The organism is Amycolatopsis sp. NPDC114478, assembly GCF_055633805.1.
Window position 1 is genome coordinate 140831 of record NZ_JBVKDO010000007.1, and the last position, 13826, is coordinate 154656.

General features: G+C 73.7%; 1 protein-coding gene. It reads left to right on the forward strand.

What is annotated here, in order from left to right; genetic code table 11:
• Positions 1 to 535 precede the first annotated feature (535 nt).
• On the forward strand, positions 536 to 13807 hold the full coding sequence (locus tag ACZ7OH_RS21340; protein WP_470282352.1) for a type I polyketide synthase: 13272 nt from the start codon (positions 536 to 538) through the stop codon (positions 13805 to 13807).
• The last annotated feature ends 19 nt before the right edge of the window (positions 13808 to 13826 follow it).

The following is a 13826-nucleotide window of genomic DNA, read 5'->3' on the forward strand; positions in this document are numbered from 1 at the left end:
CTCGCCCGGGCAAGTCCCGCCTCCGCCGGCCAACCCCCCGCCCCACCAACAGAATTCGACCGGTCCCTGGCAGGGGCCCGGCAAAGTCGGGGGCGGGCTGGACGTTTCGGCTGGCGCAGGTCGGCGGCCTCGCCAGCGGTTGTCTTGAAAGAGTCATTCAAGGCGCGGGGTCTTGAATGACTCCAAGACGTTCGACCTCCGCAAGTCGGCAGCAGAACGGCCTGTCCGAGGCATACCGACAGCGCCCCATCAGCCGGAAGAGAGCCCACCAGCCAAGCCCCTGGCTGATCGAGGTGCGGCCCGCCGGCAGCCCCGCCCCACCAACCGAACCCCACCCGTCCCTGGGGGCCTGACCCCGGTCCAGCCTATCGCCCACCCCCGACGAACCGCCCCGAAAAGCCAACCCACAAGCCCGGTTATCCACAACCACCCACCCCTGGGGACAACCCACCCCCCAACCGCCGACTTTAGGGGATTTGCCGGTCCCGCATGCGGTTCACTCGAGGCGACCACGCCGTGAACCCGGAGGTACCTGGTGGCACTGTCTGCCGATAAGGACAAGGACAAGGTCGTCGAAGCGCTCCGGGCGTCCTTGCGGGACAACAAGCGCCTGCGCGAACACAACGACCGGCTCACCGAAGCCGCCCGGGAACCCATCGCCGTCGTCGCCATGGGGTGCCGCTTTCCGGGCGGGGTCGCCGATCCCGACCAGCTCTGGGACCTCCTGAAGAACGGCACCGACGCCATCGGCGGCTTCCCCGCCGACCGGAACTGGACCGTCGCCGAACTCGCCGGCAGCAACACCGCCGAGGGCGGCTTCCTCGACAACGCCGCCGGCTTCGACCCCGGCTTCTTCGGCATCTCCCCGCGCGAAGCGCTCGCCATGGACCCCCAACAACGCCTCCTGCTCGAAGTCGCCTGGGAGACCTTCGAACGCGCCGGGCTGGACCGAGACGCCCTGAAGGCCAGCAGCACCGGCGTCTTCATCGGCTGCAGCAACCAGGCCTACGGCTCCACCGACCTCGACGCCCTCCCCGACGAAGTCCGCGGCCACCTCCTCACCGGCAGCGCCGTCTCGGTCGCCTCCGGGCGGCTCGCCTACACCTTCGGCCTCGAAGGCCCCACCGTCACCGTCGACACCGCCTGCTCGTCGTCCCTCGTCGCGCTGCACCTCGCCGTGCAGGCCCTGCGCGCGGGGGAGTGCTCGATGGCGCTCGCCGGCGGCGTCACCGTCATGGCCACGCCCGCCGTCTTCGTCGAATTCACCAGCCAGGGCGGGGTTTCCGCCTCCGGTCGGTGCCGGTCCTTCGCCGACACCGCCGACGGCACCGGCTGGGGCGAGGGCGCCGGCCTGCTGCTCGTCGAACGCCTTTCCGACGCGCGCAAGAACGGCCACCCGGTGCTCGCCGTCCTGCGCGGGTCCGCCGTCAACTCCGACGGCGCCTCCAACGGCCTCACCGCCCCCAACGGCCTTTCCCAGCAACGCGTCATCCGCGCCGCACTCGCCAACGCGGGCCTCGAACCGTCCGAAGTGGACGCTGTCGAGGCCCACGGCACCGGCACCACCCTCGGTGACCCGATCGAGGCGCAAGCCCTGCTCGCCACCTACGGACGCGACCGCGAACACCCGCTGCGGCTCGGCTCGATCAAGTCCAACATCGGGCACACCCAGGCCGCCGCCGGCGTCGCCGGCGTGATGAAAATGGTCCTCGCGCTGCGCCACGGCGAACTTCCGCGCACCCTGCACGTCACCGAGCCGTCCACACAGGTCGACTGGACACGCGGTTCGGTCGAGCTGCTCACCGAGCACACCCCCTGGCCCGAGACCGGTGGGCCCCGACGCGCCGGCGTCTCGTCGTTCGGCGTCGGCGGCACCAACGCCCACGTCGTCCTCGAGGCCGCCGAGCCCACGCCGGAAGAAACCCCAACGCCACAAGGCCCGACGGCTTGGGTGCTCTCCGCCCGCACCGCCGAGGCCATACGCGCACAGGCCGACCTGCTGCGCAAAACTGTCCAAGACGAGCCACGCGACATCGGCCTGACACTCGCTACCCGCACCGCCTGGGAACACCGCGCCGCCGTGGTCGGCGACACCGTCGAGGAACTGGTCCGCGGCCTGGACGCGGTCGCGGACGCGACGCCGTCGGCCGAGGTGGTCCGCGGCGTCGCCGCACCGCCGGGCAAGACCGCCTTCGTCTTCCCCGGCCAAGGCGCCCAGTGGGCCGGGATGGCCGTCGACCTCCTCAGGGAGTCCCAGGTCTTCGCCGCGCGCCTAGTCGAATGCGAGACAGCCCTATGGTCCTATGTGGACTGGAACCTGACCGACGTTCTGGGCGACACCGAGGCCTTGGAACGGGTCGACGTCGTGCAACCGGCCTCCTGGGCCGTGATGGTCTCCCTCGCCGCGCTCTGGCAGTCGGCGGGCGTGCGCCCCGGCGCGGTCGTCGGGCACTCCCAGGGCGAGATCGCCGCCGCCGTCGTAGCGGGTGCACTGTCCCTTGAGGACGGTGCTCGCGTAGTCGCACTGCGAAGCAAGCTCATCGCCGAGAAACTCGCAGGCAAGGGCGGGATGGCCTCCGTCGCGTTGCCCGAGACCGAGGTCACCGCAAAGCTGGACGAACGGATCAGCATCGCGGCGGTCAACAGCCCGGGCTCGGTCGTGCTGTCCGGCGAGCCGGCCGCACTCGACGAACTCGTCGAAACCTGCGCGGCCGAAGGCATCCGAGGCCGCCGCATCCCGGTCGACTACGCCTCGCACTCCGCGCACGTCGAGACCATCGAGGACGACCTCCTCGCCGCGCTCGCCCCCATCACTCCGCGCGAAGGAGAGATCCCGATCTACTCCTCGGTGCTCGGCGACTGGGCCGGCCCCCTGGACGCCGCGTACTGGTACCGCAACCTGCGCCGAACGGTCTTGTTCGACACGGCCGTGCGCGGCCTCGCCGAAGCCGGGTACACGACGTTCGTCGAGGTCAGCGCCCATCCCGTGCTCGCCGCGGCCGTCCAGGAAACCTTGGACGAGCCCGTCGTGGTCGGATCGCTGCGCCGGGGCGACGGCGGCTTGCCGCGCTTCCTGACGTCACTGGCCGAGCTGTGGACGCGCGGCACGGTCGTCGACTGGGCCCCGTTTTTCCCGGGCGCGCGGCCGGTCGACCTGCCCACGTACCCGTTCCAGCGCGAACGCTACTGGCTGACCCCGGCCGATAAATCGGCCGCGGCCGACAGTGACTTCTGGTCCGCTGTGGACAGTGGCGACGCCGAAGCGCTCGCCGGTTCCCTCGACCTCGACGCGACGGCGCTCACCGACGTCCTGCCCGCCCTCGCCCAGTACCGCAAGCGCCGCCACGAACAGTCCGTTGTGGACGACTGGCGGTACCGGATCGCCTGGCGGCCTTCGACTCCACCCGAAGCGGACCTCTCCGGACGCTGGCTCGTCATCGCCCCGGCCGGCCATCCGGTCGCCGACCTCGTCGACGGCCTGGCCGCGCACGGCGCCGAGCCGATCCTGCTGACCGTCGAGCCCGGCGCCCCGCTCCCGGAGCTGCCCACCGAGGGCGTCACCGGCGTCCTGTCCTTGCTCGCCTTCGCCGACGACGGCCTCTACCGCACCGTCGAGCTGGTCCGGACGGTGGCCGCGCCGCTCTGGCTGCTGACCCGCGGCGCGGTGTCGACCGGCCGCTCCGATCGGCTGGCCGACCCGGAGCAGGCGCAGGTCTGGGGCCTCGGCCGGGTCGTGGCCCTCGAACACCCGGACCGCTGGGGCGGCCTCGTCGACCTGCCCGAGACGCTCGACGACCGCGCGCTCGGCCGCCTGGCCCGGGTACTCGCCGGAGCGAACGAAGACCAGGTCGCGATCTGCGCGGCGGGGGTGCTGGTCCGCCGCCTGGTCCCCGCGCCGCTCGGCACGCCGCGAGGGGAGTGGCGGACCAGCGGAACCGCGCTGGTCACCGGTGGCACCGGCGCGCTCGGCGCGCACGTCGCCCGCTGGCTGGCCGAAGCCGGCGCCGACCACCTGGTGCTGACCAGCCGTCGGGGTCCCGACGCGGACGGTGCCGCCGAGCTGCGCGAAGAGCTGACCGCGCTCGGTGTCGAGGTGACCATCGCCGCGTGCGACGTCGCCGACCGCGACGCCTTGGGCGCCCTGCTCACCGACGTCGAACCCCGCGTCGTCGTGCACGCAGCCGGGGTCGGCCGCTCGGCTCCACTGGCTGACTTGGACCGCGCCGAGGTCGCCGAGACGCTGCGCGCGAAGGTCGACGGCGCGAAGAACCTGGACGAACTCCTCGGCGACGTCGACGCGTTCGTGCTGTTCTCCTCCAACGCCGGCGTCTGGGGCGGCGGCGGCCAGGCCGCGTACGCCGCCGCCAACGCCCACCTCGACGCCCTCGCACAGCACCGCCGCGACCGCGGCCTGCCCGCGACGTCGGTGGCGTGGGGCGCGTGGGCCGGGCCGGGCATGACCGGTGACGGCTCCGGCGAGCAGCTGCGCCGCCGGGGTGTCCGAGCGATGGACCCCGCGCTCGCCCTCACCGCGCTGCGGCAGGCCCTGGCGGCCGACGAGACCTTCCTGTCCGTCGCGGACATGGACTGGACGCGGTTCGCGCCCGCCTTCACCGCCGCCCGCCCCCGGCCGCTGCTCGACGAGCTGCCCGAAGTCCGCCGGATCCTCGAGGAAACCGCGGCCCCGGACGCACCCGCCCAGCAGTACCTTTCCGGGCTGAGCGAGTCCGCGCGGGCCGACGCGCTGCTCGACCTCGTCCGCGCCGAAACCGCCGCCGTGCTGGGCTACCCTGGACCCGGCTCGGTCGAGCCCGACCGGGCCTTCCGCGACCTGGGCGTCGATTCCCTGATCGCCCTCGAAGTGCGCAACCGGCTCGTCGCGGCGACCGGGCTCAAGCTGCCCGCCGTCGTGCTGTTCGACCACCCGGACCCGCGGCGGCTCGCCGCGAGGCTGGGGCACGAGCTGATCGACGCCGACCCCGTGGCGGCCGAGCAGCTCGTGTCCCGGGCGGACACCGAAGACCCGATCGCCATCGTGTCCATGGCCTGCCGCCTGCCCGGGGACGTGCGGTCGCCGGAGGACCTGTGGAACCTGGTCGTGGCCGGCGCCGAGGGCCTGTCACCGTTCCCGGTCAACCGCGGCTGGGACCTCGACGGCGTGGGCGGGTTCGTCCACGACGCCGACGAGTTCGACGCCGCCTTCTTCGGCATCTCACCCCGGGAAGCCCTGGCCATGGACCCGCAGCAGCGGCTGCTGCTGGAAAGCGCCTGGGAGGTCTTCGAACGCGCCGGCCTCGACCCGCGCTCGCTGCGCGGCAGCGCCGCCGGGGTGTTCGTCGGCTGCGGCACCCAGGGCTACGCGACCGGCCACACCGAAGCGCCCGAAGAGGTCGAGGGCCACCTGCTCACCGGGAACGCCGGTGCCGTCGTGTCCGGCCGGGTGTCCTACGTGCTCGGTCTGGAAGGCCCGGCGGTCACCGTCGACACGGCGTGCTCGTCGTCGCTGGTGGCGTTGCACCTGGCCGCGCAGTCGGTCCGCTCCGGCGAGTCGTCGATGGCGATCGCCGGTGGCGTCACGGTGATGGCGACGCCCGGCGCGTTCCAGGAGTTCGGCAGGCAGGGCGGCCTGGCCGGCGACGGCCGGTGCAAGGCCTTCGCCGACGCCGCCGACGGCACCGGCTGGGGCGAGGGCGTCGCGCTGGTGCTGGTCGAGCGCCTCTCGGACGCACAGCGGCTCGGCCACCCGGTACTCGCGCTGCTGCGCGGCTCGGCGATGAACCAGGACGGCGCGTCCAACGGCCTGAGCGCCCCGAACGGCCCGTCCCAGCAACGCGTGATCCGCGCGGCGCTGGCGAACGCGGGCCTTGCACCGTCCGATGTGGACGCCGTCGAGGCGCACGGGACGGGCACGAGCCTGGGCGACCCGATCGAGGCCCAGGCGCTGCTGGAGACCTACGGCCGGGACCGCGAGCAGCCGCTCTGGCTCGGCTCGGTGAAGTCGAACCTGGGCCACACGCAGGCGGCGTCCGGTGTCGTCGGCGTGCTCAAGATGGTGCTGGCGATGCGGGGCGGGACACTGCCGAAGACGCTGCACGTCGACCAGCCGTCGACGCGAGTCGACTGGACGGCGGGCGAGGTCCGGCTGCTGACCGAGGCGCGGCCCTGGCCGTCCGGCGACCGGCCGCGCCGCGCGGGCGTGTCCTCGTTCGGGGTCAGCGGCACCAACGCCCACGTCATCATCGAGGAACCACCGGCTGTTCCCACTGTCCACAATGACCCGCAATCCGGTGTGGTGCCGTGGGTCCTGTCCGGACGGACCGAGCAGGCCGTCCGCGACACCGTCCGCCGACTCACGACCGTGGACGCCGACCGTCTGGACATCGCGTTCGCGCTGGCCGCGCGTTCGACGTTCGAGTACCGGGCCGTGCTCGTGGGCGACGACCTCGACTCGTCCCCGCTCGCTCCGGCCGAGCCCGGGAAGACGGCGTTCCTGTTCTCCGGCCAGGGTTCGCAGCGGGTCGGGATGGGCGCTGAGCTGTACGAACGGTTCCCGGTGTTCGCCGAGGCCTTCGACGCGGTGTGCGTGCACCTCGACGCCGAGCTGGACCGCCCGTTGCGCGAGGTCGTCTTCGGCGATGCCGGACTTCTTGATCAGACCGGCTACACCCAGCCCGCGCTGTTCGCCGTCGAGGTGGCGTTGTTCCGGCTGCTGGAGTCCTGGGGCGTGCTCCCGGACCACGTGGCCGGGCACTCGATCGGCGAGCTGGCCGCCGCGCACGTCGCCGGCGTGCTGTCCCTCGAGGACGCGTGCACGCTGGTCGCCGCGCGGGCGAGCTTGATGCAGGCGCTTCCCGCGAGTGGGGCGATGCTGGCCGTACAGGCCACCGAGGACGAGGTCGCCGCCGTCCTGGACGACGGCGTGAGCCTGGCCGCGGTGAACGGGCCCGAGGCCGTGGTGGTTTCGGGCGACGTCGACGCGGTCGAACGGCATTTCGCGGGACTGGGTCGCAAGGTCCGCAGGTTGACGGTCTCGCACGCGTTCCACTCGGCGGCGATGGACCCGATGCTGGCGGAGTTCGCCCGCGTGGCCGGTCGGCTGACCTACACCACACCGAAGATCCCGTTGGTGTCCACAGTGTCCGGTCACCTCGCCGGAGACGAAGTCCTGAACCCGGAGTACTGGGTGCGCCAGGTGCGCGAGACCGTCCGGTTCGCCGACGCCACGCAGACCCTCGCCGGACTCGGCGTCACACGGGCGCTCGAACTCGGCCCCGACGGCGTGCTCTCGGCCATGGCCGCCTTCCCGTCGGTGCCGGTGCTCCGCAAGGACCGCGCCGAGTATCCGAGCCTGCTCACCGCGCTGGCCGACGCACACACCCGCGGCCACACCGTCGACTGGAACGCGGTCCTGCGCGCGGCGCACCCCGGGTACGTCCCTCGCACGGTCGCCTTGCCGACCTACCCGTTCCAGCGCACGCGGTTCTGGCTGGAGAACCGGTCGTCGCACCGGCCGTCGCCGATCGGGGAGTACGAAGTCACCTGGCAGACCATCGCCGACCCGGGCGAGGCCACACTGCCCGGAAACTGGCTGGCGGTAGTGCCCACCGGCGCCGACCCGCACCTTCTGGAGGACGTACTCGAGGTCGCCTCCGGAGACGACCGGGCGTCGATCGCCGCGCGCCTGCGGGGCCGGGACGTCACCGGCGTAGTGTCCACTTTGGACGTCCAAGGTCAGCTCGCGCTGGTCCAAGCGCTCGGGGACGCGGGGATCGACGCGCCGCTGTGGTGCGTCACCCGCGGCGCGGTCGCCGCGGCCGAGGGCGACGTGCCGGATCCGGCACAGGCGATGGTCTGGGGGCTCGGGCGCACCGTCGCCCTGGAACACCCGCACCGCTGGGGCGGCCTCGTCGACCTGCCCGCCGACGAGTCCGTGCCCGCCTGCCTCCACGCGATCCTCGGCGGCGCGACCGGGGAAGACGAGGTCGCCCTCCGCGGGGCCGCGGTGCTGGCCCGGCGGCTCACCCGTCGCGCGGCCCGTCCGGGGACGCCGTGGCAGCCGAGCGGCACCGTCCTGGTCACCGGCGGCACCGGCGCCCTCGGCCGGCACGTCGCCCGCTGGCTGGCCGGCGCCGGCGCCGAGCACCTCGTCCTGACCAGCCGCCGCGGCCCCGACGCCCCCGGTGCGGCCGCCCTGCGCGAAGAGCTGACCGCGCTCGGCGCCCGGGTCGACGTCCTGGCCTGCGACGGCACCGACCGCGCGGCGCTCGCCGCGACCTTGGAGACCGTCGGCGAACTCACCGCCGTCGTGCACACCGCCGGGGTGCTGGCGGACGGCGTGCTCGAAGCCCTCACCCCGGAGCGGCTCGCCGAGGTCGTCGACGCCAAAGCCGTCGCGGCCCGGAACCTGCACGAACTGACCGCCGGGCACCCGCTAAAAGCGTTCGTCCTGTTCTCCTCCTGCGCGGGCACCTTCGGCGCGGCCGGGCAGGGCAACTACGCGGCCGCGAACGCCTATCTCGACGCGCTCGCCGAGCAGCGCCAGGCCCAGGGACTGGCGGCGACGTCGGTCGCCTGGGGACCGTGGGCCGACGGCGGGATGGCCACGGCCGCGGCCGCCGAGGAGCACCTCAGCCGCACCGGCCTCGTCCCGCTGCGGCCCGACCGGGCGATCACCGCACTGCGGGCCGCGGTCGAGAGCGGCGGCGCGGCCGTCACCGTCGCCGACGTCGACTGGGACCGCTTCGCGGCCGCGCTCACCGCGCACCGCCCGAGCCCGCTGCTCGCCGACCTCCCGGACGTCCGGCCCGCGGCGCCCACGGATTCCCTCCTGGACAAGCTCGCCAACTCAGGCGACGCGGAGAAGCTGCTGCTCAAGGTGGTGCGCGAGCAGGTGGCGTTCGCGCTCGGCCACCGCTCGGCCGACGACGTCCCGGCCGGCCGGACCTTCAAGGAGCTGGGGTTCGACTCGCTGACCGCGGTCGAGCTGCGCAACCGCCTCGACACCGCGACCGGGCTGCGGCTCCCGGCCACGCTCGCGTTCGACTACCCGACCGCGACCGCGCTGGCGGCCTACCTCCGCGCCGAACTGCTGGGCGCGGTCGACGAAGCACCGGCGTCGGTCGCCCGGAACACCGACGAGCCGATCGCCATCGTCGGGATGAGCTGCCGCTTCCCCGGCGGGGTGCGCAACCCGGACGAACTCTGGGCCCTGCTCGCCGAGGGCCGCGACGCCATCACGGAGTTCCCGGCCGACCGCGGCTGGGACACCGCCGCGCTCTACGACCCCGACCCCGACCACGCGGGGACGACGTACGTCCGCGAAGGCGGGTTCCTGGCCGCCGCCGACCGGTTCGACGCCGAGTTCTTCGGGATCTCACCCCGCGAGGCGCTGGCCATGGACCCGCAGCAGCGGCTCCTGCTGGAGGCGTCCTGGGAGGCCCTGGAGCAGGCGGGCATCGACCCGCTGTCGGTGCGCGGCGAGCCCGTCGGGGTGTTCGCTGGGACCAACGGGCAGGACTACACCGCCGCCCTGCACTTCGGCGAAGAGAGCGTCGACGGCTACCTCGCCACCGGCAGCGCGGGCAGTGTCCTTTCCGGACGGATCGCCTACGAGCTCGGCCTCGAAGGCCCGGCGATGACGGTCGACACGGCGTGCTCGTCGTCGCTGGTCGCGCTGCACCTGGCCGCCCAGTCGCTGCGGGCGGGCGAGTGTTCGCTGGCCCTGGCCGGCGGGGTGACGATCATGTCGACGCCCGGGCTGTTCGTCGAGTTCAGCCGGCAGCGCGGGCTGGCACCGGACGGGCGGTGCAAGGCGTTCGCCGACACCGCCGACGGCACCGGCTGGGGCGAAGGCGTCGGCGTCGTGCTCGTCGAACGGCTCTCCGACGCCCGCCGCCACGGCCACCCCGTGCTGGCGATCGTGCGGGGTTCCGCGGTCAACCAGGACGGCGCGTCCAACGGGCTCACCGCGCCCAACGGGCCGTCGCAGCAGCGGGTCATCCGGGCGGCGCTGGCGAACGCCGGCGTGGAACCGTCCGATGTGGACGCTGTCGAGGCGCACGGCACCGGCACGACCCTGGGTGACCCGATCGAGGCGCAGGCGCTGCTGGCGACGTACGGGCGGGACCGCGAAGAGCCGCTGTGGCTGGGCTCGATCAAGTCCAACGTCGGCCACACGCAGGCCGCGGCCGGGGTCGCCGGCGTGATCAAGATGGTGTTGGCCCTGCGCCACGGCGTGCTGCCGGCGACGTTGCACGTCGGCGAGCCGTCGCGGCACGTCGACTGGGACAGCGGCGCGGTGTCGCTGCTGACCGAGCAGCGGCCGTGGCCCGAGCGGGAAGGTCCGCGCCGGGCCGGGATCTCGTCGTTCGGGGTCAGCGGCACGAACGCGCACATCATCGTCGAGCAGCCGCCAGACCGCCCCGACGTGGCGCTCGATGCGCCCAGCGGCTCGGGGCCGGTGCCGTGGGTGCTGTCGGGCCGGTCCGAAGCGGTGGTCCGTGACCGCGCCGCCGCCCTGGCCGAGGTGCCCGGGAGCGTCGCGGAGATCGCGTGGTCGCTGGTGCGCACCCGCTCGACTTTCGAACACCGGGCGGTCGTCCTTGCCGACCACCGCGACGGGGTGCGCGAGCTGGCCGTCGACGCCCCGGGGTCGTCCGTGGTCACCGGCACGGCCGGGGCCGCGGGGGAGACGGTGTTCGTCTTCCCCGGCCAGGGCGCGCAGTGGGCGGGCATGGCCGTCGGCCTGCTCGGCGAGCCCGTCTTCGCGGACCGGCTCGCCGAATGCGCCGCGGCGCTGGAGCCGTACGTGGACTGGTCGCTGACCGATGTCCTCGGCGACGAGGCGGCCCTGGAACGGGTCGACGTGGTGCAGCCCGCGTCGTGGGCCGTGATGGTGTCGCTGGCCGCGTTGTGGCGCTCGGCCGGCGTCGAACCCGACGCCGTCGCCGGGCACTCGCAGGGCGAGATCGCGGCCGCGGTCGTCGCGGGCGGACTGTCCCTCGAGGACGGTGCGAAGGTCATCGCGCTACGCAGCAAGACGATCGCCGCCGGCCTCGCGGGCCACGGCGGCATGGCCTCGGTCGCGCTCGACGCCGGACGCGTCTCGGAGCTGCTGCCGGACGGGGTTGCGATCGCGGCCTACAACAGCCCGGCGTCGACAGTGGTGTGCGGCGACCCGGCGGCCTTGGATGAGTTGATCGCCCACTGCGCGGAGCAGGACATCCGCGCCCGGCGCATCCCGGTCGACTACGCCTCCCACTCGAGCTATGTGGAAGGCATCCGCGACGAGCTCCGCGAGGTCCTCGCGGGCCTGCGGCCGCGCACGGGCGACATCCCGTTCTACTCCGCGGTGACCGCCGAACCGGTCGACACCGCCACCCTCGACGGCGGCTACTGGTACCGGAACCTGCGCGAGCCGGTCCGCTTCCTCGACACGACCCGGACGCTCATCGAGCGCGGGCACCGGTTCTTCGTCGAGGTCAGCGCGCACCCGGTGCTGCTCAGCGCGGTCCAGGAGACCCTCGACGACACCCCCGGCGTCGTCGTCGGAACGCTGCGTCGCGCCGAAGGTGACCCGCGCCGCTTCCTGGCCTCGGTCGCCGAGCTGTGGACGCAGGGGCACACCGTCGACTGGACGGCCTTCGTGCCCGAGACTCGCACGATCAGCTTGCCCACCTACCCGTTCCAGCACCGGCGTTACTGGCCGAAGCCTGCGCAGCCCGCGGCGCCGGCCGGCGACCCGCTCGACGAGCGGTTCTGGGAGGCGGTGGAACGCGAGGACGTGACGTCGCTCGCCGGCACCCTCGCGATCGCGCCGGAACCCCTCGGCGACGTCCTGCCCGCCCTCGCGTCCTGGCGGCGCAACCGGCTCGAACAGTCCACTGTGGATGGTTGGCGTTACCGGATCACGTGGAAGCCCCTGGCGACAGACGAACGGCCCCTCGAAGGCACCTGGCTGCTCGTCGCGCCGGAAAGCGACCACGCCTGGGTCGACGCGGCCCGGCTGACCGTCGAGGACGCGGGCGCCACCGTCGTCCCAATGGCCGTCGGCGACACTGACCGCGCCACGCTCGGCAAGCGCCTGGTCGACCTCGCCCCCGTGGACGGCGTGCTCTCGCTGCTGGCGCTCGACCCGGCGGGGCAACGCGGGGTCGCGAACACCCTGCTCCTGACCCAGGCGCTCGGCGATGCCGGAATCGCGGCCCCGCTCTGGCTCGCCACGGCGGGCGCGGTCGCCACCGGCCGCGGCGACGTACTCACCGACGCCGGCCAGGCCCAGGTCTGGGGCCTCGGCCGGGTCATCGGCCTGGAACACGCCGACCGCTGGGGTGGCCTGATCGACCTGCCCGAGACGACGGACGAGCGCGACCGGCGGCGGCTGGCCGGGCTCCTCGCCGCGGCGGGAGACGAAGACCAGGTCGCCGTCCGGACGTCCGGGGTGCTCACCCGCCGCCTGGTCCCCGCCCCGCTCGGCGACGGCGCTCCGGCCCGCGACTGGCGGCCGTCCGGCACCGTGCTGATCACCGGCGGCACCGGCGGGGTCGGCGCGCACGTCGCCCGCTGGCTAGCCGGCCGCGGGACACAACGCCTGGTACTCACCAGCAGGCGTGGTGAAGCGGCGCCGGGCGCGACCGAACTCCGCGACGAACTGGCCGGGCTCGGCGCCGAGACGACGATCGCCGCCTGCGACGTCGCCGACCGAGCGGCCCTCAAAACGCTGCTCGACGAGCTGGCCGAAGCGGGTACGCCCGTCCGGGCCGTGTTCCACGCGGCCGGGATCGTCCAGGGCACCGCGCTGGACGACACCGACCTCGCCGAGTTCGCCGAGGTGGTGGCGGCCAAGGTCGACGGCGCCACGCACCTCGACGAGCTCCTGGACGACGTCGACGCGTTCGTCCTGTTCTCCTCCAACGCCGGCGTCTGGGGCAGCGGCGGGCAGGGCGCCTACGCGGCGGGCAACGCGTTCCTCGACGCACTCGCCCAGCGCCGCCGCGACCGCGGGCGCACCGCGACCTCGATCGCGTGGGGCGCGTGGCGCGGCGCGGGCATGGCGGGCGACAACGACGCCGAGGAACACCTGCGCCGCCGCGGCGTCGGTGCGATGCCCCCGGAACGGGCGCTGCTCGCGCTGGGCCAGGCGCTCGACCGCGACGAAACCGTGCTCACCGTCGCCGACGTCGACTGGGACCGGTTCGTCCGGGGCTTCACCGCCGCGCGGCCGCGGCCGCTGCTCGACGACCTGCCCGCGGTCCGCCGGGCCCTCGACGCCCAGCGCTCCGAACCGGAGGCGACACCGGAGTCGTTCACCAGCCGGCTGACCGGCCTGCCGCCGGTCGAGCAGGAGCGCGTGGTCCTGGATCACGTCCGCGACGCCATCGCCCGGGTCCTCGGGCACTCCGGTGCCGGCGAGGTCGACGCGCACCGGCCGTTCAAGGAGCTCGGCTTCGACTCCCTGACCGCGGTGGAGCTGCGCAACCGCCTGCGCGCGGCGACCGGGCTGAAGCTGCCGGCCACCCTCGTCTTCGACCACCCGACGCCGTCGGCGCTGGCCGGGTTCCTGCTTTCGGCGCTGGCCGGCGAAGAAGCCTCGGTCTTGACGGAGCTCGACCGGATCGAAGCGCTGGTTTCAGGGGTTTCCCCAGAGGATGCCGCCTTTGGTCAAATCACCAGCCGCCTTCGCACCATGCTGGACAAGCTGGGGGAAGCGCGGGCGCCTGACGGCCGTCCCGGGGTCGCCCAGCAGCTCGAAGCCGCGACGGACGACGAGATCTTCGACTTCATCCACCGGGAGCTCGGCAGGTCGTGACGACGCGGCGCCGAGAAAA